Annotated in this window: 23 protein-coding genes; 11 read left to right on the top strand and 12 right to left on the bottom strand. The window is 69.7% G+C overall.

The window, feature by feature from the left end; translation table 11 throughout:
• Positions 1 to 32 precede the first annotated feature (32 nt).
• Positions 33 to 1,829, top strand: a complete 1,797-nt coding sequence (locus tag JNB50_RS00370) for a gamma-glutamyltransferase family protein (protein WP_208038133.1) — start codon at positions 33 to 35, stop codon at positions 1,827 to 1,829.
• A 45-nt stretch (positions 1,830 to 1,874) separates the two neighbouring features.
• Here JNB50_RS00370 and tyrS read toward each other — a convergent pair whose 3' ends face one another.
• Both tyrS and JNB50_RS00360 read right to left on the bottom strand, forming a co-directional pair.
• Positions 1,875 to 3,086, bottom strand: a complete 1,212-nt coding sequence (gene tyrS, locus JNB50_RS00365; protein WP_208038132.1) for a tyrosine--tRNA ligase — start codon at positions 3,084 to 3,086, stop codon at positions 1,875 to 1,877.
• A 197-nt stretch (positions 3,087 to 3,283) separates the two neighbouring features.
• Positions 3,284 to 4,672, bottom strand: coding sequence for an aminotransferase class V-fold PLP-dependent enzyme (locus JNB50_RS00360; RefSeq protein WP_208038131.1), 1,389 nt, complete (start codon positions 4,670 to 4,672; stop codon positions 3,284 to 3,286).
• Positions 4,673 to 4,835: 163 nt separating this feature from the next.
• On the opposite strand from JNB50_RS00360, the gene JNB50_RS00355 reads away from it, so the two are divergent.
• Positions 4,836 to 5,567, top strand: coding sequence for a hypothetical protein (locus JNB50_RS00355; protein ID WP_208038130.1), 732 nt, complete (start codon positions 4,836 to 4,838; stop codon positions 5,565 to 5,567).
• Between the two features lie 82 nt (positions 5,568 to 5,649).
• Here JNB50_RS00355 and JNB50_RS00350 read toward each other — a convergent pair whose 3' ends face one another.
• Positions 5,650 to 7,077, bottom strand: coding sequence for an amidase (locus JNB50_RS00350; protein WP_208038129.1), 1,428 nt, complete (start codon positions 7,075 to 7,077; stop codon positions 5,650 to 5,652).
• 146 nt (positions 7,078 to 7,223) lie between these two features.
• Between JNB50_RS00350 and JNB50_RS00345 the strand changes: the two genes are divergently transcribed.
• The 3 genes from JNB50_RS00345 to JNB50_RS00335 are packed head-to-tail and all read left to right on the top strand — an operon-like array spanning position 7,224 to position 9,279.
• Positions 7,224 to 7,586, top strand: coding sequence for a GntR family transcriptional regulator (locus JNB50_RS00345; RefSeq protein ID WP_208038128.1), 363 nt, complete (start codon positions 7,224 to 7,226; stop codon positions 7,584 to 7,586).
• Entirely contained in the window at positions 7,583 to 8,500 is a 918-nt protein-coding gene (locus tag JNB50_RS00340; protein WP_208038127.1) for an ABC transporter ATP-binding protein, read from the top strand. Before JNB50_RS00345 ends, JNB50_RS00340 begins: the two co-directional genes overlap by 4 nt.
• The gene (locus JNB50_RS00335; RefSeq protein ID WP_208038126.1) at positions 8,497 to 9,279 is read left to right on the top strand and encodes a hypothetical protein; all 783 of its coding nucleotides are present in this window, start codon (positions 8,497 to 8,499) and stop codon (positions 9,277 to 9,279) included. The genes JNB50_RS00340 and JNB50_RS00335 overlap by 4 nt, the downstream gene beginning before the upstream one ends.
• A gap of 175 nt (positions 9,280 to 9,454) precedes the next feature.
• On the opposite strand, the gene JNB50_RS00330 is transcribed toward JNB50_RS00335, so the two are convergent.
• Together JNB50_RS00330 and JNB50_RS00325 are read right to left on the bottom strand one after the other, a co-directional pair.
• A complete protein-coding gene (locus JNB50_RS00330) occupies positions 9,455 to 10,366 on the bottom strand; it encodes a hypothetical protein (RefSeq protein WP_208038125.1) in 912 nt (303 codons plus the stop codon).
• A 269-nt stretch (positions 10,367 to 10,635) separates the two neighbouring features.
• Positions 10,636 to 11,052 (bottom strand): glyoxalase/bleomycin resistance/extradiol dioxygenase family protein, encoded by a 417-nt coding sequence (locus JNB50_RS00325; protein ID WP_208038124.1) that lies wholly within the window; start codon positions 11,050 to 11,052, stop codon positions 10,636 to 10,638.
• Between the two features lie 32 nt (positions 11,053 to 11,084).
• Between JNB50_RS00325 and JNB50_RS00320 the strand changes: the two genes are divergently transcribed.
• On the top strand, positions 11,085 to 11,423 hold the full coding sequence (locus tag JNB50_RS00320) for a multidrug efflux SMR transporter (protein ID WP_208038123.1): 339 nt from the start codon (positions 11,085 to 11,087) through the stop codon (positions 11,421 to 11,423).
• A 20-nt stretch (positions 11,424 to 11,443) separates the two neighbouring features.
• On the opposite strand, the gene JNB50_RS00315 is transcribed toward JNB50_RS00320, so the two are convergent.
• From JNB50_RS00315 to JNB50_RS00290, 6 genes are all read right to left on the bottom strand, one after another.
• The gene (locus tag JNB50_RS00315; protein ID WP_208038122.1) at positions 11,444 to 11,668 is read right to left on the bottom strand and encodes a hypothetical protein; all 225 of its coding nucleotides are present in this window, start codon (positions 11,666 to 11,668) and stop codon (positions 11,444 to 11,446) included.
• A 1-nt stretch (position 11,669) separates the two neighbouring features.
• The gene (locus tag JNB50_RS24865; protein ID WP_208038121.1) at positions 11,670 to 12,218 is read right to left on the bottom strand and encodes a DUF2781 domain-containing protein; all 549 of its coding nucleotides are present in this window, start codon (positions 12,216 to 12,218) and stop codon (positions 11,670 to 11,672) included.
• Positions 12,219 to 12,624: 406 nt separating this feature from the next.
• Positions 12,625 to 13,686, bottom strand: coding sequence for a hypothetical protein (locus tag JNB50_RS00305; protein ID WP_208038120.1), 1,062 nt, complete (start codon positions 13,684 to 13,686; stop codon positions 12,625 to 12,627).
• A gap of 89 nt (positions 13,687 to 13,775) precedes the next feature.
• The gene (locus JNB50_RS00300; protein WP_208038119.1) at positions 13,776 to 14,354 is read right to left on the bottom strand and encodes a GNAT family N-acetyltransferase; all 579 of its coding nucleotides are present in this window, start codon (positions 14,352 to 14,354) and stop codon (positions 13,776 to 13,778) included.
• A 54-nt stretch (positions 14,355 to 14,408) separates the two neighbouring features.
• A complete protein-coding gene (locus tag JNB50_RS00295; RefSeq protein WP_208038118.1) occupies positions 14,409 to 15,101 on the bottom strand; it encodes a uracil-DNA glycosylase in 693 nt (230 codons plus the stop codon).
• A gap of 39 nt (positions 15,102 to 15,140) precedes the next feature.
• On the bottom strand, positions 15,141 to 15,662 hold the full coding sequence (locus tag JNB50_RS00290; protein ID WP_208038117.1) for a phosphoribosyltransferase: 522 nt from the start codon (positions 15,660 to 15,662) through the stop codon (positions 15,141 to 15,143).
• Positions 15,663 to 15,704: 42 nt separating this feature from the next.
• Between JNB50_RS00290 and JNB50_RS00285 the strand changes: the two genes are divergently transcribed.
• Positions 15,705 to 17,165, top strand: coding sequence for an MFS transporter (locus JNB50_RS00285; protein ID WP_208038116.1), 1,461 nt, complete (start codon positions 15,705 to 15,707; stop codon positions 17,163 to 17,165).
• Between the two features lie 21 nt (positions 17,166 to 17,186).
• Positions 17,187 to 17,978, top strand: coding sequence for an aminoglycoside adenylyltransferase domain-containing protein (locus JNB50_RS00280; protein WP_208038115.1), 792 nt, complete (start codon positions 17,187 to 17,189; stop codon positions 17,976 to 17,978).
• Between the two features lie 88 nt (positions 17,979 to 18,066).
• On the opposite strand, the gene JNB50_RS00275 is transcribed toward JNB50_RS00280, so the two are convergent.
• A complete protein-coding gene (locus tag JNB50_RS00275; RefSeq protein WP_208038114.1) occupies positions 18,067 to 19,389 on the bottom strand; it encodes a bifunctional o-acetylhomoserine/o-acetylserine sulfhydrylase in 1,323 nt (440 codons plus the stop codon).
• A 132-nt stretch (positions 19,390 to 19,521) separates the two neighbouring features.
• Between JNB50_RS00275 and JNB50_RS00270 the strand changes: the two genes are divergently transcribed.
• From JNB50_RS00270 to JNB50_RS00260, 3 genes are read left to right on the top strand one after another with little or no spacing between them, the layout of a single operon-like run.
• Positions 19,522 to 20,298, top strand: coding sequence for an SDR family oxidoreductase (locus tag JNB50_RS00270; RefSeq protein ID WP_208038113.1), 777 nt, complete (start codon positions 19,522 to 19,524; stop codon positions 20,296 to 20,298).
• A 17-nt stretch (positions 20,299 to 20,315) separates the two neighbouring features.
• Entirely contained in the window at positions 20,316 to 21,032 is a 717-nt protein-coding gene (locus JNB50_RS00265; RefSeq protein WP_208038112.1) for a potassium channel family protein, read from the top strand.
• Between the two features lie 54 nt (positions 21,033 to 21,086).
• Positions 21,087 to 22,292: a homoserine O-acetyltransferase gene (locus JNB50_RS00260; protein WP_208038111.1), complete on the top strand. Its 1,206-nt coding sequence runs from the start codon at positions 21,087 to 21,089 to the stop codon at positions 22,290 to 22,292.
• Positions 22,293 to 22,301: the final 9 nt, after the last annotated feature.

Here is a 22,301-nt window from a genome sequence, read left to right as displayed (position 1 = left end):
TGCGGTGCGGACCGGCGGTGCAGACTGGCCGCATGACCTTCACGCCCCCTCCAGCGGTGACCACCCGACCGACGCTGACCGGGACGTTCGGAATGTCCGCCTCGACGCACTGGCTCGCGACGGCGACCGCACAGGCCGTGCTGGAGCGCGGCGGAAACGCGTTCGACGCCGCCGTCGCCGCGGCCTTCGTGCTGCACGTGGTCGAGCCGCACCTGAACGGCCCGGGCGGCGACCTCGTCGCGCTGTTCGCCACGGCGGACGACCCGACGCCCGTCGTGCTCGCCGGGCAGGGCCCCGCACCGGCCGCGGCGACCCGAGAGCACTACCTCGCCGAGGGACTGGAGCTGGTGCCGGGCGCCGGGGCGCTCGCGGCAGCCGTGCCCGGCGCGGTGGACGCGTGGCTGCTGCTGCTGAAGGACCACGGCACCTGGGAGCTCGCCGAGGTGCTCGCGTTCGCCATCGGTTACGCGGAGGACGGCCACCCCGCGCTGGAGCGCGTGTGCGCGACGATCCGCACGGTCGCCGGCCTCTTCGCCGAGCACTGGCCGACGTCGGCGGAGCAATGGATGCCGGGCGGGCGCATCCCCGAGCCGGGCGAGCTGATCACGAACCCGGCGTACGCGCGCGTGCTGCGCGGCCTGGTCGCCGCCGGCGACGAGGCGTCGACCAGAGAGGAACGGGTCGAGGCCGCGCGAACCGAGTGGGCGACGGGCCACGTCGCCCGCGAGGCGGCGGCCTTCGCCCGCATCCCGCACCGGCACTCCCCCGGAACCGACCACGCCGGGGTCATCGCCGAAGCCGACTTCGCGGCGTTCCGGGCCGGGTACGAACCGGCGACGACTCTGGAGTTCCGTGGCTTCACGATCGCGAAGACGGGAGCCTGGGGACAGGGACCGGCGCTGCTGGAGACCCTGGCCATCCTCGACGGCTTCGACGAGGAGCACCTCGACCCGTCGACCGAGCTGGGCGCCCACACGATCCTGGAGGCGCAGAAGCTCGCCTACGCGGACCGCGACGCGTACTTCGGCGAGGCGGCGGTTCCGGTTGAGGAACTGCTCGCCCCCGGCTACATCGCCGAGCGCCGCGCCCTGATCGGCGATCGCGCCTCCGCCGAGTTCCGGCCGGGCGTCGTGCCGGGGGGCACTCCGTTCCTGCCGCCGCTGCGTACCGCCTACCGGCCTCCCCTGTCCACCGCCGTCGCCGGGGCCGGAGAGCCGACCGTCTCGCCCACCGGCGAGACCCGCGGAGACACGTGCCATCTCGATGTGGTCGACCGCTGGGGGAACATCGTCTCCGCGACGCCTTCCGGCGGCTGGCTGCAATCGTCGCCGACGATCCCCGCGCTCGGCTTCTGCCTCGGCACGCGCCTGCAGATGACCTCACTGGAGGAGGGCTCCGCGTCGACGCTCACGCCGGGGCACCGGCCGCGCACGACGCTCACGCCCACCCTGGTCCTGCGGGACGGGCTGCCCGTTCTCGCGCTGGGTTCGCCGGGCGGCGACCAGCAGGACCAGTGGCAGCTGCTCTACCTGCTCCGGACCATCGTGGGCGGCTACACGCCGCAGCAGGCGATCGACGCCCCTGCGTTTCACACCACGTCGCTGGCGGAGTCGTTCTGGCCGCGCACGTGGGTGCCCGCCGGAGCCGTCGTGGAGGAGCGGCTCCCCGACGAGGTGATCGCGGGGCTGGAGGCGCGCGGTCACGTGGTGACGCGAGCGGGCGCCTGGACGCTGGGTCGGCTCTCGTCGGTGGGCAGTGACCCCGCGACGGGCGTGCTGTCGGCCGCGGCCAATCCGCGCGGGATGCAGGGGTACGCGGCAGGGCGGTGAGACCGGGTCGTCGAGAGACTGCTCGGCACCGCCGCTCCTTTCTCCCTACACGTTCCTGCCCACGCGGATCCGCGCCCACGACCGTCGCCCGGTGCGCACGGTGGTCCCGTCACGGAGAGTGAGCGACAGCCCCGGGTCGCTGACCGGCTCCCCGTCGATGCGGACGGCGTTCTGAGCGAGGAGGCGCCGCCTGGCCGATTGGGAGAGGTCCGGTCTGACGAGTTCGAGCAACGCCAGCACAGTGACGGTCTCCGCAGCGACGTCCACCTCGAGAATGTCGACAGGGGCGGCACCGTCGGAGAAGACGCTCAGGAAGGCCTCGCGCTCGTGACTCGCGGCCGCCGCGCCGTGGTAGCGCGCGACGACGGCCTCGGCGAGCGTCAGCTTCGCGTCCCTGGCCGCCGGGCCGCCGGCGGCGACGGCGCGCTCCAGCTCTGCGAGCCGGGAATCGTCGAGAGTCGTGTACGCGCCGGCCCAGACACCGACGAGCTCGTCGGACAGGCTCATGATCTTGCCGAACTTGTCTGCGGGGGCGTCGGTCAGAGCCACGTAGTTGCCGAGCGACTTCGACTGCTTGGGGCCGCCGTCCAGTCCCGGTGTGATGACCGTGGTGATGATCGCCTGCTGTCGCGCTCCGAGGCGCTGCTGGAGCTGGCGACCCATCATCTCGTTGAAGAGCTGGTCCGATCCGACGATGGTCAGGTCGCTGTCGATCGCGACGCTGTCGTAGCCCTGGAGCACCGGGTAGGTCAGCTCGTGCAGCGCGATCTCCCGGCCGTTCGCGACGCGCTCCCGGAACATGTCGCGTGCCATGAGCTGCGCGTTGGTCGTCAGGCTGAACAGCCCGAGCAGCTGCGGGATGGGCATCCGCTCGAACCACTCCGAGTTGCGGCGCACCTCGAACACGGCCGGGTCGGTGTCGAGCACTATCGACACCTGGTCCAGGAAGGCGGCAGCGTTCTGCTCGATCGCCTCCCGGGACAGCACCGGCCTCGTCTCCGACTTGCCGGTCGGGTCACCGACCTGGGTGGTGAGATCACCGAGCAGGAAGACGACCGTGTGCCCGCGGCTCTGGAGGTGGCGCATCAACCAGAGATTCACGGCGTGCCCGAGGTGCAGATCCGGAGCCGTCAGATCCACGCCGTACTTGATACGGAGCTTCTCGCCGGCGTCCAGGCGCCGTCGAAGACCCTCCTCGTCGACGATCGAGTCGATCGTCCGCCACATCGGCTCCAGGACATCGTCTGCGTGAGACATGCGTCTCCCTCTCCATCGGGCGAGAGGGATGGACGGGCCAGAGCCTCCCGCGGATACACGAAAGGCAAGGACGGATGTCCTTGCCTTCAGGGCTCTGACCAGATACGAAACAGCGCGCTACACGACGCCGGCTCTGACCAGAGCCGGGAGATATGCGTAGGAAAGCGCCTGCATGCAGAGAACCGTAGCATGCCAGTTCACCGGAGTCGGTCGACCTTCTCCACCGCGGCCCGCACCGCTTCGACCGTGCGCTCCGCTTCACGGCGGTCGGTGAGCCAGTTGCTGACGGAGAGCCGGAGGACCGCGCGACCGCGCCACTGCGACGGCGACGCCAGGGCGATTCCGCCGGCGCGCAACGCGTCACCGACCCGGCGGGTGCGTTCGTCGTCGCCGAAGGCGGCGCAGACCTGGGTGTAGACCACGTCGTTGAGCACCTCCGCCCCGGCGAGGCCGCGCAGTCCGTCCGCGATCACCGTCGCGGCGTCGGCGAGGCCCTGCACGAGGTCGGCGACACCGTCGCGTCCCAGCTGGGCCAGCGCGGCGTAGACCGGGACGCCGCGGGCGCGGCGGCTCAGCTCCGGCACCCGGTCGCTGGGGTCGGCGATGCCGGCGGACGACTGCAGGTAGGCGGCATGCTGGGCCATCGAAGCGTGCATCGCCTCCGGACGCGCCACCACCGCGACGCCGCAGTCGTACGGCACGTTCAGCGTCTTGTGCGCGTCGGTCGCCCAGGAGTCCGCCCCGCCCATCCCCGCGGTGAGCGCACGCAGCCGCGGTGCGGCGGCTGCCCACAGCCCGAAGGCGCCGTCGATGTGCACCCAGGCACCCGCTGCATGGGAGATCTCGACCGCCTCGGCGAAGGGGTCGAACGATCCGGAGTGCACGTTCCCCGCCTGCAGGCAGACGATCGCGGGCCCATCGCCGTCGGCGAGCGCGGCACGGAGGGCGTCGAGGCGGATCCGGCCCTGGTCGTCTGCGGCGACCTCCCGTCCCCCTCCGAGCCCGGCCAGCCGTGCCGCGCCGTCGATCGAACCGTGCCGCTCCGCGCCGACGAGCAGCCGCACGCGCGGGCCGCCGGCCAGGCCGTCGACGGCGGTGTTCCAGCCGGACCGGCGCAGCGTCGCGTCACGCGCGCAGACCAGCCCGACCAGGTTCGCGGCCGTCGCTCCGGTGACGAAGCCCACTTCCGCACCGTCCGGAAGCCCCAGCAGCCGGAGCAGCCAGGACGCCGCGATCTCCTCCGCCGCCACGACACCCGGCGACAGCGACCGCAGGCCCGCGTTCTGATCCCATGCCGACACCAGCCAGTCGGCTCCGAGCGAGACGGGCTGCGCTCCCCCGATCACCCAACCGTGGAAACGTGGCGAATGCATCCGCATCAGGCCGGGCTCGACGGCTGCGGCCAGGTGGGCGATGACCGCCTCGGGCGACGGCCCGCGGGCGGGGAGGTCGCGGCCGAGGGCGTCCGCGACCGCGTCGATGTCGGCGCGGGGAGGAATCGCTCCCTCGCGTACGCCGTCGAGCCAGTCACCGGCGAATGACGCCGCCTCGCCGAGGACCGGGCGGAACCCCTCCCGATCGTCCACGCGGGCATCGTAGCGCTCCGCACCACGGTCTGGCGACGGCCGTCTCCCTCGCGCCGATCGACGTGAATATCCATGTCTGTTGTCAATGTGTAAGATTTTAACTTGCTAGACATCGAGTGTGTCGACTCTCGGTCGACGCATCACACCGAATATTGGAGACCCATTGCGCACTTCCCCCGTCAAAGCGCTCGCCGGCATCGCCGTCGCCGCAACCCTGGCCCTCGCCCCGATCACCGCGGCGAACGCGACCACGCCCGCGCGCTCGCTGACCTCGATCGCCTCGCACGAGGTGACCTACGCGCCAGGCCTTTACCAGATCGACGCCACCGTCTCCGCCGTTACCGGTGGAACCGTCCGCGCCTCCGTGTCCGACGCGAACGGCGTGCCGGTCAAGGACTACGGCGTCGTCGCCTCGGCCGCCGTCGCCGGCACGGTCGCGTTCACGGTCCCGAAGGCCGACTTCGTCGGCGCCGGGCTGACGAACCAGCTGTATGTGGAGGTCTTCAACGCCGCCGGTGTCAAGATCGACGGCCAGGGCGCACCGATCGCCGGCTTCCTGGGCGCTCCCGTCACTCTCGCGACCACCCCGGGGCTCGCGACGCCGACCCTGGTGAAGAAGTCCGCAACGACTCTCACTGCGACGCTCGCGGTCACCAAGGGTCAGCCTGGCACCACGGTCAAGGTCACGATGTGGAGTCCCAAGAAGGGCGAGTTCGCGGAGTACCTGAAGACATCGACGGCGGCGCCGCAGAAGGCGACGTTCTCGATTCCCACCGCCGACTTCGGCGGCTCGAACGGCAACCACCTCATGGTGACCGTCTACAACAGTGCCGGCCAGGTCATCGACGGCTTCTCGTACACGGCGCACATCCTCGCACCGAGTCTGAAGCTCTGACGACACAACCCTGACACCACCACCACGACACGGGGCCTCCGAACACCATTCGGGGGCCCCGCTCGCGTCGCGCAGAGCGACCTCACCAGACCGGCGGCCGGCGCCTCTCCCAGTGAATGCGACGCTCCAGCTGTGCTGCCAGCGACAACAGTGCGCGCTCGCCTCCCGGGCGACCGATGAGCTGAACGCCCATCGGCAGCCCGCCCTCCGTCTGCGTCACCGGTAGCACGATGCCCGGGAGTCCAGTGACATTCAGCATCGACGTGAACGGCGTGTAGAGCACCTGCTGTTCGAAGTTGCGCTCGCCGTCCTCCGAGTCGTACCAGCCGACCGGCCGTGGCGTGAGGGCGAGTGCGGGTGTGAGCACGGCGTCGAACGACGCGAGCTGCCGGATGAACGACCGCTCGTACGCGGTGAGCGCGCTCAGCGCCTCGCTCAGCTCGCGCGCACTGATCGCACGTCCGCGCTGGACGAGCCACGCTGTGAGCGGCTCGAGCAGAGCGAGAGCTTCTCCCTCTGCCGGGATGCGCGCCGCACCGGCCTGCCAGATGGTCCGGAACGCTGGCGCGTACGTCGGATCGGGGTCGAGCGCCGTCTCCTCCATCCCGTGCCCCATCCCCGTCAGGGCCTCGACGGCGACGTCCAGCGCGGCCCGCGCCTCCGGGGCGATCGTGATGTCGTAGGCGTCGTCCCAGGCGGAGGTCGTCATGACGCCGAGCTGGAAGCGCCCCTCGCCGCGCACGGCCGTGCCGAGGAAGGGCCCGTCATCGTCATAGGGCGCACGCAGCGTGTAGTGATGGTCGATGCGGCCGCCCACCCGCGCGATCATCCCGTCGAGCAGCAGGGCGGCGTCGGTCGTCGTGCGCGCGAGCGGGCCGTCCACCACCAACCCGGCGAGCGAGTCGATGCCGCTCCCAGCCGGAACGAGCCCGCGCGACGGCTTGATGCCGACCAGCCCGCAAGCCGCCGCGGGGATGCGCACGGAGCCGCCGCCGTCGGAGCCGGGCGCGAACGGCAGCATCCCGCTCGCGACCGCGACGGCGGCGCCACCGCTGGATCCGCCGGCGCCGAGCGCGGGATCCCACGGGTTGCGCGCGGGCGGGGCCGCGAGCGACTCGGTGTACGCGGGGAGGCCGAACTCCGGCGCGTTGGTCTTGCCGAGGCTGACCGCCCCGGCCGCGTCGAGCGTCTCGACGATCTCGTCGGACACGTCGGGCACGAATCCCGCCATCACCCGCGAGCCGAACCCGGTGGGTACGTCGGCGCGCATCCAGAGGTCCTTGTCGCCGGACGGCAGCCCCCACAGCGGTGACGTCTTCTGGACCCGTTCGGCGACTTCGTCCGCCCGGGCGAGGGCACGCTCCCGCGTCACTGTGACGAACGCGCCGAGCTGCGGGTTGAGCCGCTCGATGCGATCCAGGTAGTGCGAGGCCAGCTCCCGAGGCGAGACGCGTCCCGTCTGCAGTTCCTGCCACAACTCCAATGCCGTCAGCTCATGCAGTTCCGCCATGCCTCAACGCTAGGCCGCGAACGGCGGATTTGCGCCGAATGTGCTCTCTGGCGGCCTCGATCGGGACATTTGCGGCAGATCTCTTGACACGCACCCGGGGTTGGTTGCATGGTTAGTTACATGACTAATGAACCCATGAGGTTCGCGTGATCGAAGAAGGCAAGCCGATCTTCGTCCAGATCGCCGAGCAGATCGAGAACGACATCATCGAAGGCGTCTACCCGCCCGAGACGCAGGTGCCGTCCACGAACGAGTTCGCGGCCTTCTACCGGATCAACCCGGCCACGGCCGGCAAAGGCGTCAACCTTCTCGTCGACGACGGGATCCTCTACAAGAAGCGAGGAATCGGCATGTTCGTCTCCGATGGCGCGCGCGAACGGCTCGTCGCCAAGCGGCGCGAGGCGTTCCGCGACGAATACCTCCGACCCCTGCTCGCCGAGGCGGCGAAGCTCGGGATCGACCCCGACCAGATCAGCCAGATGATCCAGAAGGAAGGAATCAGCGCATGAGCGCGACCCCGGCACCGACCTCCATCGCTCCAGCGGTGCAGGTCTCGAACGTGACCAAGCGCTTCGGATCGTTCACCGCGATCGACGACGTCTCCGTCACGATCAAGCCGAACCGCATCCACGGCCTCCTCGGCCGCAACGGCGCGGGCAAGACCACCCTGATGCAGCTCATCACCGGGCAGGACTTCGTCACCGCCGGAGACATCCGGGTGTTCGGAGAGAAGCCCACCGAGAACGCACGCGTGCTGCAGAACATCTGCTTCATCAAGGAGAGCCAGCGCTACCCGGAAGACTTCCAGCCGCGGCACGTCTTCCGCAGCGCACCGTGGTTCTTCGAGAACTGGGACGCCGACCTGGCCGACCAGCTCATCGAGGAGTTCCGGGTCCCGTTGACCCGTCGCATCAAGAAGCTCTCCCGTGGCCAGCTGTCGGCGGTCGGCGTGATCGTCGGCCTCGCGTCGCGGGCTCCGCTGACGTTCTTCGATGAGCCCTACCTCGGACTCGACGCGGTCGCGCGCCAGCTCTTCTACGATCGGCTGCTGGAAGACTTCGCAGAGCACCCGCGCACGGTCGTGCTCTCCACGCACCTGATCGACGAGGTGGCCAACCTCCTCGAGCACGTCATCGTCATCGACCAGGGCCGCATCCTGATGGACGACGATGCGGAGACGCTCCGCTCGTCCGCCACGACCGTCGTCGGGCCGCGCACCGCGGTAGACGCGTTCGTCGGAGGCCGCGAGGTGCTGCACCGCGACGGCATCGGCGGCCTGGCCTCCGTGACGGTCTCCGGTCTCGGCCCGGCCGAGCGCACCGAGGCGGCCGCAGCCGGTCTCGAGCTCGCCCCGGTCTCCCTCCAGCAACTCATCGTCCGCAAGACCAACGTCCGTGAGACAGAATTCGAGCAGAGCGCATGACCGCCATCACGCACAACCCCGGCGCCCCGGCGCAGAACGCCGGCCCGGGTGTCGGCGCGCGCATCTGGCGCGTCGTCCGCCTCAACCTGGTGAACAAGTGGACCACGATCTGGGTGCCGGTGATGATCATGTTCTTCATCTGGCTGGTCAACTGGCTGATCTGGTGGATCATCTGGGGCGCCACCGCGCCGGCCGACCGGGCCAAGGCGCTGGAGGGGACGCAGTGGAGCGGCGGAGCGTTCTACATCTTCGTCTACATGCTCGTGGTGGGCATCCAGGTGATCTCGGCGACGTTCCCGTTCGCGCTCGGCTACAGCGTGACCCGCCGCGACTTCACCCTGGGCTCCGGCCTCACCTTCCTGCTGCTCTCCGCGGGATACTCGATCGGCTTCACGCTCCTCTCGACCATCGAGGAGTGGACGAACGGCTGGGGCCTCGGCGGCCACCTGTTCACGTCGGTGTACTTCGCCGACGAGAACTTCGCAGGCCGGCTGTTCTCCGTGTTCGGCCTGATGCTGTTCTTCTTCGCGGTCGGCGCGCTCTCGGCCTCGCTGTTCATGCGGTGGCGCATGTACGGCGTCCTCGGCTTCTTCGCCGGCCTGACGCTGGTGCTCGTGGGCGGGGCGGCGCTGATCACCTTCACCGGCAGCTGGCCGGCGGTCGGCGACTGGCTGGTCGCTAACGGCCCGGTCGGCGTGACGGCCTGGCTGCTCGTTCCGACCGCACTCGCGGCCGCGGCCGGCTACGCGGTGCTCGCGAGGGCGACCCCGCGCAGCTGACCCGCTCAGGGACCGCCGGACATGGACGTGGCCGGGAGCACTGCTCCCGGCCACGATTTGTGCCATCGGCCTCACTCGGCCGACCCGCCACGCGGGCCGTCCGACGATGTCGTCGACGTCAGCCTAGGTGGCCGCCGACCGACATGACCGGATGCGCAGCAGACTCATAGGAGACTCAAGACAGGTTCGCGATGACCTCGCGTGCGAGCTGTTCGAGCACGGCGGGCGAGGCATCGCTCACCTGGACCCAGCTGTTCTTCACCTTGACGTCGAAGTACTGGATCGGGTCTCCGGGGGCACCGGACACGGTGGGACGGAATGTCGAGAGGTACGCGTCGTCACCGACCCCGGTGACGGCGTGAACATCAGTGGTCCCCGTAAGCGGCCTCCGCTTGGCCTCGTCGTAGAACGACGCGCCGCCGGGGAGAACGGCGATCGAGACGATCGCCTGGCGGTTGTCATCCGCGTAGGTCGCCCAGTATGTCCCACTCAACGCGGTCGAGAGCAACCGGCTGATCGCGTATTCGCCGCCCTCTCCCCTGATGACGCGGACGGACGGAACACCGAGAGCGGCGGCGACGCTCTCCTCGGTGGCGAGCTCCTGTGCGGTCCACGCCCCACGGAGGCTGCCGCCGGCCGGTTCCCAGAGGGGGGCCGGCTCCGCGAGCGAGCGGACGACGGACTCCGCGGTGTCGAAGACGCGTCTCGCCTGGGCGGCGTCGATGACGCTGCGGTCGGCGACCTGAACCGTGCCGGTGAGCTGATACCCACCGATGATCGCGCCGAAGAAGCACCCGTTCGGGTACGACGCGGGACAGCTGAAGTACTCGTCGCCGGTCACGGCGATCCCCACTTCGCCCACACTGTCCCCGAAGCCCTCATTGTGGCCGAGGGTCGGGAGCACGCCCACGAACACGTCGGGCTCGATCCGCGGCGAGGCCGGCGAACCGTTGCCTTGGTACTCGCAGATCAGCGCGCCCGCCCGTGAATCGGAGTACTCGACCGGGCTCGGCGAGGTGGGGGACCACTCCAGCAGGCGTACATCCGCGGCGGCGGCGGCGCTTGCCAGCGCGGCCGGGGCTAGCACATCGCAAGTGGTCGGCACCCGGAGGCTCGGGGCAGAGGCGGCGGTCGCCGTCGGTTCCGGTATCGCCGGCTGTGGCGTCCGTGTCGGCGAGCCGGTGGTCGGAGCGGTGCATGCCGTGAGGAGTATGAGCAGGATCAGCCCGACTGCCGGCCCCGAACGCCGTGCTCCCATCCGTCCCCCTGGTCGCGTCGATGTCGCGGTTCCCTTCGAACCGATCAGGCTGATCCTACGAGAATCACCGCCCTCGGGTCGTTCGAATGCCCGGATCGTTATGGTTCGGTTGAATCGAGCTCCTGGAACACCGTCACCTGAAGCTCTGCCGGCGTCGCCAGCCGCGAGTTCAGCGAGTTCCACGGAGTGATCGTCGGCGGCGCGATCAGCTCGGCACCGGCCTCCACCAGCCGTGCGGTGACAGAGCGCCCGTCGCCCACCTCGAAGGCCAGCCGGATGTGCGGTGCGACCGGGCGGCCGACTTCCACGTCGTCGATCATCGCCTTCTGGGCCGGGTTCGCGAGTTCGAGCGTCGCCCTTCCCGCGTCGAGGATCGCCACCCGCGCACCGCCGTCCCCCGCGTAGCTCTCCTGCTCGGGGAGGCCGAGCACGTCGCGGAAGAATGCGAGCGCCGCGTCGTAGTCTTCGGCCTCCACCACGATGCGCAGCTGTCGCACCCGTGTCGTGTCGTCCATCCGTGATTCCTTCCGATCGCTAGCGTGGGGGTGTGCTGGGTTACATCTTCCTCGCCGTCGCCATCGCGACGGAGGTCGTCGCGACCACGTTCCTCAAGTTCACGTCGGGCGAGAACCCCAAATGGTGGGCGTTCGCGATCGTGGTGGTCGGCTACGTTGCGTCGTTCTTCGCCCTGTCGCAGTCGCTCTCCCGCGGAGTGCCGCTCGGCGTCGCCTACGCGATCTGGTCGGCCGTCGGAGTGGCCGTGATCGCCGTGATCTCGTGGATCTTCTTCAAGGAGTCGCTTACCTGGGTGCAGATCCTCGGCCTGCTTCTGCTGATCGGCGGCGTCGGCCTCCTGGAGCTCGGCGGTCGCCACCCGGCCTCCTGAACTGAGGCCCACGCGCAGGCTCAGCCGACGAACGCCGCCAGCGCGTCGTCGAGCGTCCGTGCCGGCTGCACCCACGGGAAGATCGCGCCCACTCCGTCCGGCACGTAGTCGCCCCCGGCCGTGCGCGCGATCGTCCCGAGCGGGCGGCCGCGGTCGGGCACGGCGTCCTCGTCTTCGTACGAGTGGTCGTAGACCGAGAACACGTCGCCGTCCTCGTAGACGGACAGATCTTCCAGCAGCGGCATGTCAGAACCTCCTGGTGAACGGCATGGGCTTGCGCATCCGGATGAGCAGCAGCAGCGGCACCAGCACGTAGGGGCCGTTGTAGAGCAGGAAGACCACGGGGTTCGGCGTGCGCTCCCCCACCGGCCCGAAGAACTCGACGCCGAAGATCGGGATGGCCGTCAGGCTGATGATCATCGTCGCGTAGATCACGCAGAACAGTTGGATCCAGTTGAAGCCCTTCACCAGGCAGACGATGAGCAGGATGTAGAACGGCAGGTAGACGAACGCGCTCGTGCCGGTGATGAACCTCAGCCACAGCGCTTCGTGCATGTAGAGCGGGTCGTACTGCGACGAGTACGTGTAGTTCCACTGGGCGAGGATGTTCGTCGTCGTCGCCGTCTGCGGGATGCCGAGGGTCGGGATGGCATCGCTGATGATGCAGGTCAGGCTGAACAGCGAGAACATCACGACGAAGAAGATGTCGAACGGGCGCTTGCGCAGCGGGAGGTTCGCGGGCGTCGCTGGCGCGGCGGAGGCGACCTGGCCGGTGTCGGAGGTGGCGGTGGTCACGGGGCGAGCCTAGCGGCCCGCGGGCCCCCGACGGGAGGAGTTCGGTGAGTGTCAGGCCATCCGGAGCCGGCGCAGCCCGCGCCCCACGCGGTGACGCGCCTTCAGCAGCACCTCGAGGGCTCGGTAGCCGCCACCGCTGGCTCTGCGCCTGCCACGATCCGCAGCGGTGCTCCCCGTAGAAGAGGTCGTCGATCGCCACGCCGGACGCGCGGGCGATCGGCTCCGTCGCCGAACCAGCGCTCGACGGCCTGAACGACGAACGGGAGCTCGGACCAGCCCGTGTACATCCCTCTCGGAACTCGTCGCCCGTGAAGGTGTATTCGACAGCGCGTGCTCCGGCAGCGTTGGCCTGCACGGTGATGTGCGCGCCGTCGAACACGAACAGCACAAACCGTCAAGGCGTCCCTCAGCCAGAGACGTTCGCGAGCACCTGCTTCGCCAGTGCGATCAGTGCAGCACCGTCGGCAGAACCGGGGGACGCGCTCACCTGCACCCATCCTGAGTCGGCGATGACGTCGATTTCGTCGCTGGTCCGATATGCCGACGTGCCGAGTCCGGCGACATCGACCGCGTCGGCCGGTCGTGTGGCGAGCGCATACGACGCACCGCCCGGGAGCACAGAGGCGCGGACCCCCTGATCGGTTCCGACACTGAACGCGCAATAGTAGGAGCCGACGAGCCCGTTCGCCTCCAGCGTCGAGAGCGCGTTCTCACCACCGTCTGCCTTGACCTCGTACGCGTCCTCCCGGCCGGTCGCCGCGCTGATCTGGTCGGGGGTCAGCAGTCCGTCGCAGTCGGAGGCTCCACGCAGTGTGGCGGATGTGGGCTGCCAGAGCGCGACGGGCGACGGGAGGCCGGCAACGGACGGGATGCTCGACGATACGAGTGCGTGGAGGGCGGCGGACTGGGATTCGTAGGTCGCATCCCCGTAGTCCCAGACACCGCCGGAGATGCCGTAGCCTCCGACTCGCGCGACGAAACCACACAGCTGGAACTGTTCGCGCGCGCAGAACTGGAAACCCTCGGTTGCATTGTCGAGCGGCGTCCCCGGACCCCATCCGCCGGTCTTCTCGTGCTCGACAGCCGCGCTCGTCGCTCCGGGCACGACGGTAAGCCACGCGTTGATCGCCGCCTGCGTCGTGCCAGGCCAGCGCTCGGGCGACTCCCAGCGGCATGACAGGGCTCCTACCCTCTCGTCGGCGTAAGCGGCGGGACTCCGCGGCGGTGTGACCTTCTGCGCGACGACCTTTGTACGGAATCCGTCGGCGAGCACGCTCGCCGACGCCAACTGGTCACAGGTCGCCGGAACACGCAGGGTCGGTGCCGCCGCCGCGCTCGACGTCGGCGTCGGCGTCGGTGGGGGCGTCGCTGCGGAGGGAGTGGCTTCGTGCGCGGGCGCGGCACACCCCGCGAGAATCAGGGCGACCACTGCCGCGAGCGCGGCAGCGGAGACAGACGTGCGACGCATATTCCCCCGGGTTCATACGACCGAGTCGCCTCGGCACCTTTGCAGGCTATCGCACGACGAAGGCCGCCGCGGCACGCGTGTCCGAAGCGTTACTTGAGCGACTTCTGCATCAGCACCGTCCCGAGCCAGCGCTCGAACTTGTAGCCGACCCGTCCCATCCGGCCGATCTCGGTGAAGCCGAAGTTCTCGTGCATCTTGATCGAGGCCTCCGCGCCCTTGTCGGCGATGACGGCGATCATCTCCTTGAGGCCCGCAGCCTTCGACCGGTCGATCAGCTCCTGCATGAGCACGGGCCCGAGGCCCTTGCCCGTGGAGGCCGCGCCCAGGTAGATCGAGTTCTCGACCGTGAATCGGTACGCGCGCTTCTGCTTCCACGGCGTCACCAGGGCGTAGCCGAGGATCTGCCCGCTGGACGACTCGGCGACGATGAACGGCATGCCGAGCTTGTGGAGGTAGGCGAACTTGTCCTTCCACTCCTTGAGCGTCATCGCATCCTCGTCGAAGGTGACGGTGCTGTTGGCGACGTAGTGGTTGTAGATCTCGCGCACGTGCGGAAGGTCTTCCGGCCGTGCCTCGCGGAGGGTGTAGTCGAACGGCGCCTCCTGCGGCTCCGGCTTGCGCAGGTGACGCGGGAGCACCCGACGCGACTCGTATTCCTCTTCCAGCACTGCGACCTCCGTAGTGTGCACGACAAGAGTACGTCGTGCGGCGTTTCGGCCGCGTTACGGCTCCAGCGACCAGTCCACCGGCTGTTCGCCGAGCCGCTCCAGGAGGGCGTTGCTGCGCGAGAAGGGCCGCGATCCGAAGAAGCCGCGGGAAGCCGACAGCGGGCTCGGGTGCGGCGACTCGATCACCGGGTTCCCGTCGAGCAAGGGCTTCAGCGTGGAGGCGTCCCTCCCCCACAGGATGCTCACGAACGGTGTGCCACGCGACACCAGCGCGCGGATGGCGTGTTCGGTGATCGGCTCCCAGCCGGCGCCCCGATGGGAGGCGGGAGCGCCCGGCCGCACGGTCAGCACCCTGTTGAGCAGCATCACACCGCTGTTCGACCAGGCGCTCAGGTCGCCGTGCTGCGGGGGAACGACGCCGAGGTCGTCGCGTAGTTCGCGGTAGATGTTCTGGAGGCTGCGCGGGATCGGGCGCACGTGCCGTTCCACCGCGAACGAGAGGCCGATCGGGTGGCCGGGCGTCGGATACGGGTCCTGCCCCACGATGAGCACGCGCACATCGGAGAACGGCGCTCGGAACGCGCGCAGCACATTCTCGCCGGCCGGCAGATACGGCCTCCCCGCGGCGACCTCGGCGCGCAGGAAGTCGCCCATCGCGGCGATCCGGTCGGCGACGGGAGCGAGTGCTCCGGCCCAGCCGGGATCCATCGAGCCGCCGGCGGCGAGCTCGGTGAGGGACTTCGGCATCAGAGTTTCCGTGCCATCAGAGCTTCGGGGCCACGACGCTCAGTGCGTGGCGGAGGTGACGGGCGGGAGCGCCGACCAGGGGAAGGTGATCCAGCGGTCGGTGCGACGCCAGACGAAATCGGGCTCGAGCACGGTGTGCGGCTTCGAGTAGAGGCACACGGTGCGCACGTCGGCACCGGAGGCCGCGATCAGGTCGACCACCAGGGCGAGGGTTCGGCCGGAATCGGACACGTCGTCGACCAGCAGCACCCGCTTGGCCTCGAGGGCGGAGGAGTCGAGCATCGGAGGCAGCACCACCGGCTCGGGAAGGCGCGAGTCGACGCCCGTGTAGAACTCCACGTTGAGCGCGCCGCACGCCTTGATGCCGAGGGCGTACGAGATGGCACCGGCGAGCAGCAGGCCGCCGCGCGCGATGGCCACGACCATGTCGGGTTCGAAGCCGGATTCGACGACCTCCCCGGCGAGATGACGCGACGCCTCGCCGAACTCGAGCCAGCCCAGGACCTCCCGTTCGGTCTCCGCGAGAACGCCTGTACCTGAATCGTCGAGTTCGCTGGCCACGTCTCTACCGTACAAGGGCGAGGCAGGTGTTAGCATCCGCGCATGACATCGGAGAAGACCGTCGGCCAGCGTCGGGCGACCACCGCGATCGGCGCGACGGCGGCCCTCATCGGCTGGCTCGCCCTGGTCGAGCTCACCAGCGGCATCCTGCAGGGCTATTACGTGCCGCTGATCTCCGACATCGTCAAGCACCTCGGCATCCACGACGCCGACTACAACTGGTTCGAGGCGGCCCAGCTGCTGCTCTCCGCGCTGGTCGTCCCTGTGCTCGCCAAGCTGGGCGACATGTTCGGTCACAAGCGCATCCTGCTGATCGCCACAGTCCTCACAGCGCTCGCCAGCTGGGCTCTCGCCTTCTCGCACGACTTCCCGACCTACCTCCTCGCGTTCGCGCTGCAGGGCTTCTACGTGGTCTGGCTGCCGTTGGAGATCGCGCTGATCTTCGACCGCGGCCGCCGGACGGGCACGGCCGCGTCGCGCACCCGCCGCGCCGCCGGCCTGCTGGTGGTGGCTCTGGAGGTCGGTGCGATCGTCGGCGCGATCGGCGCCGGCCTGCTCTTCGAGGCGCTCGGTCAGAACGTCGCCCTGACGCTCATGGTGCCGGCCGTGGCGGTCACGCTGGTGTTCTTCGCCATCCTGTTCGGGGTGCCGGAGTCGGAGCCGGTCCGCGGCCGCACGCTCGACGGCGTCGGCTTCCTGCTCCTGACGCTGGCTCTGCTGCTGATCACCTCCGGGCTGACCTTCCTCCGGATCAACGGGGTGGGCACCTGGTGGGTCTGGGCTCTCATCCTGCTCGGTGTCGTCGCGTTCCTGCCGTTTGGGCGCTGGGAGCTGAAGCAGAAGGATCCGGCCATCGACCTCCGCGTGATGCGCCGGCCGAACATGTGGCCGGTCCAGCTGACGGCCGGCCTCATCGGGATCAGCCTCCTCGGCGCCCAGGCACCGCTCAGCACGTTCGCGGGAACGGATCCCGTCAACGGCTACGGTCTGGGCCTCAGTGCCGGCCAGCGCAGCATTCTGATCGGCGCGTACCTGATCTCGATGATCGTGGGCGCCGTGCTCTTCCCGCTGGTGTCGTCGTGGCTGAACCCGCGCGTCACCCTCATCGCGGCGTCATTCCTGGTGGCGATCGGCTACCTCCTGTTCCTGCCGTTCCACGCGGAGACGTGGCAGGTGTTCACCAACATGGCGATCGCGGGAATCGGCTCCGGTGCGCTGGTCGGTGCGCTCCCCGCCGCCGCGGCGGCCGCAGCTCCACGCGGGCAGACGGGCGTCGCCACCGCGATGACCAACACGACCAAGACGATCGGAGGCTCGTTCGCCTCGGCCGTGTTCGGTGTCGTGCTGCTGACGGGCGCGGCCACGGTCACGGCCACCGCCGCGAGCCTGTTCGGCTACATGCTGGTCTGGACGATCTGCGGCCTCGGCGCGCTCGTGGCCGCGATCCTCCTCTTCTTCGTACCGCGCCTGGCATTCGCCGACGCGGAGGCTGCGATCGTCTGACCGGACGAGACAGTGGGAACGATGGACACTCCACTACCGCCGCAGGTCGGTGAGGCTCTCACCCGTTTCCTCCTCGAACAGCGGCGCATCGCCCCCGGTCTGGTCAGCCGCGCCGTCGTCACCGGCTCGGCGGCGACCGACGACTGGCACGACGGGGTCAGCGACATCGACGTGGTGTTCGTGGTCACGCGCGACCCCGTGGACGACCTCCCCGCGCTCGCCACCCTGCACGCGGAGTCGACGCCGCACATCGACGGCGTCTACCTGACCGAGTCGGAGATCGCCCGCGGTCCGGAGTCGGTGCAGACGGCGCCGCAGGTGGTCGAGGGCGTGTTGGTCTCCGCGCTCGCGGGCGGCCAGCTGAGCTGGGTTACCTGGCGGGAGCTGGAGGACGGCGTTCAGGGAATCGCCGACGGCGGCGACGTGATCTGGACACCGGCTGCCGACCGCCATCCCGGCACCGCTACGGGAATCGTCGCGCACTCGCGCGCCAACCTCGTCGACTACTGGGACCGCATCGGCGACAGTGCGGAGGCCGAGCTCGCCGACCGCGCGGAGGGCGATACCGTGCGCTCGGAGACCGTGCGCTGGCTGGTGCTCGGGCCGATCCGGCTGGTGGAGACGATGGAGACCGGGCGGATCGTGTCGAAGACCGCCGCCGCCCGCGCGGCCGCCGAACGCTGGCCCGAGCACGCCGACCTCCTCGACCGCGCCGTGCGCGACCGCGCAGGCGACCGCCAGACGTTCACGACCGCGGACGCGCGCGAGTCCATCGCCCTCCTCCGGGCCTGCGTCGCGCTCGCGCGCGCCTGACGCGTCATCCACACGCACCGAGGGGCACGTCGTCGTCACTTTCCGGGCGGAAGAGTGACAACGACGTGCCCCTCGGCAGTGGTTTGCGTCAGACGCGGGAGGCTTCGACCACCGCGCGGGCGGCGGCGAGGCCGGCGGTGAGGTCGGCCTTCAGGTCGTCGATGTTCTCGAGGCCGACCGAGAGGCGCACCAGGCCCGGCGTGACGCCCGCGGTGAGCTGCTGCTCCGGGGTCAGCTGCGAGTGCGTGGTCGACGCCGGGTGGATGACCAGGCTGCGCACGTCGCCGATGTTCGCCAGGTGGCTGAACAGCGACAGGTTGTCGACCAGCGCCGCACCGGCATCCACACCGCCCTTGAGCTCGAACGAGAGCACCGCGCCGACGCCCTTCGGGGCGTACTTGTTGGCGGCGGCGTACCAGGGGCTGGTCGGCAGGCCGGAGTAGTTGACCGACGCGACGTCGGGGTGCGCCTCCAGGAACTCCGCGATCTCCTGCGCGTTCTGCGTGTGGCGCTCCACCCGCAGCGACAGGGTCTCGATGCCCTGGATGAGCTGCCAGGCGCTGGCCGGCGCGATCGCCGATCCGAGGTCGCGCAGCAGCTGCACGCGGGCCTTGATGATGTAGGCGAGGCCGTCACCGACGGCCGCGGTGTAGACCGCTCCGTGGTACGACGGGTCCGGCTGGGTCAGGCCGGGGAACTTCTCGGCGTTCTTCGACCACTCGAACGTCCCGCCGTCGACGACCACGCCGCCGATGACCGTGCCGTGGCCGCCGAGGAACTTGGTGGCGGAGTGCACGATGATGTCGGCGCCGTGCTCGAACGGGCGGATCAGGTACGGCGTCGCGATGGTGTTGTCGACGATCAGCGGCACACCGGACTCGTGCGCCACTCCGGCGACGAGTTCGATGTCGAGGATGTTGATCTTCGGGTTGCCGATGGTCTCGGCGAAGAACAGCTTGGTGTTCGGGCGGACCGCGCGGCGCCACTCCTCGGCGTCGTCCTGGTTCTCGACGAACGTGGTCTCGATGCCCAGCTTGGCGAGCGTGTACTTGAACAGGTTGTACGTGCCGCCGTAGATGGAGCTCGACGACACGATGTGGTCGCCGGCCTGCGCGATGTTCAGCACGGCGAAGGTCTCCGCCGCCTGGCCCGACGCGACGAGGAGGGCTCCGGTGCCCCCTTCGAGCGCGGCGACGCGCTCCTCGACGACCGCCTGGGTCGGGTTCTGGATGCGCGTGTAGATGTTGCCGAACTCGGCGAGCGCGAACAGGTTCTTGGCGTGCTCCGCGTTGTTGAACACGTAGGAGGTGGTCTGGTAGATCGGGGTGGCGCGCGCGTTGGTCACCGGGTCGGGTGCAGCACCGCTGTGGATCTGCTTGGTCTCGAACTGCCAGGTGGCGGCATCGGTCATGGCGTGAGCTCCTCGTTCGGGTGATGGCCTTGCTCGGGTGGGGCACCGTTCGGTGGTCGGTAACACGCTAGACTCGCGGCCCCGCGCGGGCAACGCTGCCGAAACATGCCGTAACCCGTGAGAATATGCAGCATGAGCAGCAGGCGTGTGGTCGTGACGGGAGCGAGTTCGGGGATCGGTGCGGCGACGGTCCGCCTCTTCCGCGAACGGGGCTGGGAGGTCGTGGGCGTCGCCCGCCGCCGGGACCGCCTCGACGACCTGGCCGCCGAGACCGGCGCAGACGTCTTCGCCGCCGACCTGACCCGCCAGGAGGACGTCGACGCGCTGCGCGACCACCTCGCGGCGACCGGCCCGATCCACGCGCTCGTCAACAACGCGGGCGGGGCCAAGGGCCTCGACTCGGTCGAGGCCTCCAGCACCGACGACTGGGTGTGGATGTTCGAGATCAACGTGCTCGGCACCAAGCGCGTGATCAGTGCTCTGCTGCCGCTGTTGCGCGAGGGGGCCAGGGAGTCCGGCCACGCCGACATCCTGAACCTCACGTCGATCGCGGGCCACACCGCCTATGCGGGCGGCGGAGGCTACAACGCCGCCAAGTTCGCCCAGCACGCGCTCACCGAGGTGCTGCGCCTGGAGCTGAACGGCGAGCCCATCCGGGTCGTCGAGGTGGCGCCGGGGATGGTCGCCACCGAGGAGTTCTCGCTCGTTCGGTTCGGCGGCGACCGGGCGCGTCGGGACGCGGTCTACGAGGACGTGCCGGAGCCGCTCACCGCCGAGGACATCGCGGAGACCATCGTGCACGCGCTCGAGCTGCCCCGGCACGTCGACCTCGACCTGATCGTGGTGAAGCCGGTGGCGCAGGCGGCTCCTCACCGCTTCGCCAAGGGCCGCCTGGCGGTCAAGGACTGAGGAGCTCCGGGACGGACATGTCGGACGACGCGAGACGCAAGCGGTGGGAGGCGGCCACGGTGTGGCCGGGCATCCTCGCGAGCGTCGCGTTCCTGATCGCCTACTCGTGGACGGTGCTCGATCCGAGCATGTCGGAGGGCCTCTACCGGCTGCTGATCGGGCTGCTCGCCTTGATCTGGGTGGCGTTCCTGGTGGACTACATCGTGCGTCTGCGCCTCGCCGCTGACAAGGGCGACTTCGTGCGCCACAACGTCGTCGACCTGCTCTCGGTGCTCATCCCGGTCGCGCGGCCGTTCCGGCTGATCGTCGACCTGTTCCGGCTGCCGAGCCTGCGCGGCAACTCCGGCAGCCACCTGCGCAGGCGCGTCCTCGTGATCGCCGGCACGTTCGTGCTGATGTTCATCTACGTCATCTCGCTCGCGGTCTACCAGGTGGAGCGCTACGCCCCCGGCTCGAACATCCACTCGTTCGGCGACTCGCTGTGGTGGGCGTGCGTCACGATGGCGACCGTCGGCTACGGCGACTACTACCCGGTGACGCTGACCGGCAGGCTGCTGGCGGTCGTCCTGATGATCGGCGGGATCGCGATCGTCGGAACCGCGAGCGCCACGATCGTGAGCTACCTCAGCGAGCAGACGCAGCAGGCGAGGGAGCGGCGGCGCGAGCACGAACACGAGCACCACCGGGCGGACGCCGACGGCGACGACCCGGGGCCGGACCGCACCTCCCGCTGACGCGCCCGCCGTAACAGTGCGCCGTCCGCCCCCGCGCTCCGCGAGAATGAACGCATGGAGTGGCAGACCTCGGCGGACACGGCACCCTCGAGCTTCATCACGGAGGCTCAGGCGCGATCGCTGCTGGGCAAGCCCCCGGCGAGCGGAGCGTGGAAGGAGTCCGACCCGGAGGGGTCGCGGCGGTTCGCGGGCATCGGCGCGTTCGCGTTCGAGAGCGGAGAGACCCTGCCCTTCGTGCGCGTCGCCTACGAGACCTGGGGCGAGCTCTCGCCGGAGGCCGACAACGCCGTCCTGGTGCTGCACGCCCTCACCGGCGACAGCCACGCCGTCGGCGCCTCCGGCCCCGGGCACCCGACCGCAGGCTGGTGGCAGGGCGTCATCGGTCCGGGCAAGGCGATCGACACCGACCGCTGGTTCGTCGTGGTCCCCAACATGCTCGGCGGCTGCCAGGGCACCACCGGCCCCGCCTCCATCGCGCCGGACGGCGCCGAGTGGGGCCCGCGGTTCCCGTTCACCACCATCCGCGACCAGGTGAACGCCCAGGCCGCCTTCGCCGATGCGATCGGCGTGGAGCGCTGGGCCGCTGTGATCGGCGGGTCGATGGGCGGCATGCAGGCGCTCGAGTGGGCCGTCTCCTTCCCCGACCGCGTCGAGCGGCTGGCCGTGATCGCCGCTCCCCCGTTCTCCACCGCCGACCAGATCGCGCTCAACTCGGTGCAGATCGAGGCCGTTCGCACCGATCCGTTGTTCCACGGCGGCCACTACTACGACGAGAAGGACGGCGAGGGACCGCACCGCGGGCTGGCGCTCGCCCGGCGAATGGCTCTGCTCAACTACCGCAGCCCGTCCGAGCTCAACGAGCGGTTCGAACGCGCGTGGCAGAGCGGAATCAGCCCGCTCGGAGGCGGCGGCCGGTTCGCCGTCGAGTCGTACCTCGACTTCCACGGCAACAAGTTCACGCGCCGCTTCGACGCGAACAGCTATCTCACGCTCGTCGAGGCGATGAACTCGCACGATGTCGGGCGCGGACGCGGCGGGCTGGCCGCTGCGCTCTCCCGGGTGACCGCCCGCACCCTCGTGGTCGGAATCGACAGCGACAGGCTGTTCCCCGTCGAAGGACAAGAGCTCATCGCCTCCCACCTCCCTGAGACGATCGACGGTAGAGTTCCGGTGGTGATCCGCTCGGATTTCGGTCACGACGCGTTCCTGATCGAAGACGATGCCATCACCGGGCAATTGAGGAGGCTGTTCGCGGCCTGACGGGAACGG

This window comes from Leifsonia sp. TF02-11, from assembly GCF_017565305.1.
In the GTDB taxonomy this organism is placed as follows: Bacteria; Actinomycetota; Actinomycetes; order Actinomycetales; family Microbacteriaceae; genus Leifsonia.
Note: the sequence above shows the minus strand (reverse complement) of the source record. Positions and strands in the feature narration are given on the sequence as shown.

Excerpts from the sequence above, each read along its gene's own strand:
- JNB50_RS00370 (WP_208038133.1), top strand. The coding sequence starts at position 33 with ATGACCTTCACGCCCCCTCCAGCGGTGACCACCCGACCGACGCTGACC.
- tyrS (WP_208038132.1), bottom strand. The coding sequence starts at position 3,086 with ATGTCTCACGCAGACGATGTCCTGGAGCCGATGTGGCGGACGATCGAC.
- JNB50_RS00350 (WP_208038129.1), bottom strand. The coding sequence starts at position 7,077 with ATGGCGGAACTGCATGAGCTGACGGCATTGGAGTTGTGGCAGGAACTG.
- JNB50_RS00340 (WP_208038127.1), top strand. The coding sequence starts at position 7,583 with ATGAGCGCGACCCCGGCACCGACCTCCATCGCTCCAGCGGTGCAGGTC.
- JNB50_RS00335 (WP_208038126.1), top strand. The coding sequence starts at position 8,497 with ATGACCGCCATCACGCACAACCCCGGCGCCCCGGCGCAGAACGCCGGC.
- JNB50_RS00325 (WP_208038124.1), bottom strand. The coding sequence starts at position 11,052 with ATGGACGACACGACACGGGTGCGACAGCTGCGCATCGTGGTGGAGGCC.
- JNB50_RS00315 (WP_208038122.1), bottom strand. The coding sequence starts at position 11,668 with ATGCCGCTGCTGGAAGATCTGTCCGTCTACGAGGACGGCGACGTGTTC.
- JNB50_RS00305 (WP_208038120.1), bottom strand. The coding sequence starts at position 13,686 with ATGCGTCGCACGTCTGTCTCCGCTGCCGCGCTCGCGGCAGTGGTCGCC.
- JNB50_RS00295 (WP_208038118.1), bottom strand. The coding sequence starts at position 15,101 with ATGCCGAAGTCCCTCACCGAGCTCGCCGCCGGCGGCTCGATGGATCCC.
- JNB50_RS00285 (WP_208038116.1), top strand. The coding sequence starts at position 15,705 with ATGACATCGGAGAAGACCGTCGGCCAGCGTCGGGCGACCACCGCGATC.
- JNB50_RS00280 (WP_208038115.1), top strand. The coding sequence starts at position 17,187 with ATGGACACTCCACTACCGCCGCAGGTCGGTGAGGCTCTCACCCGTTTC.
- JNB50_RS00275 (WP_208038114.1), bottom strand. The coding sequence starts at position 19,389 with ATGACCGATGCCGCCACCTGGCAGTTCGAGACCAAGCAGATCCACAGC.
- JNB50_RS00270 (WP_208038113.1), top strand. The coding sequence starts at position 19,522 with ATGAGCAGCAGGCGTGTGGTCGTGACGGGAGCGAGTTCGGGGATCGGT.
- JNB50_RS00265 (WP_208038112.1), top strand. The coding sequence starts at position 20,316 with ATGTCGGACGACGCGAGACGCAAGCGGTGGGAGGCGGCCACGGTGTGG.
- JNB50_RS00260 (WP_208038111.1), top strand. The coding sequence starts at position 21,087 with ATGGAGTGGCAGACCTCGGCGGACACGGCACCCTCGAGCTTCATCACG.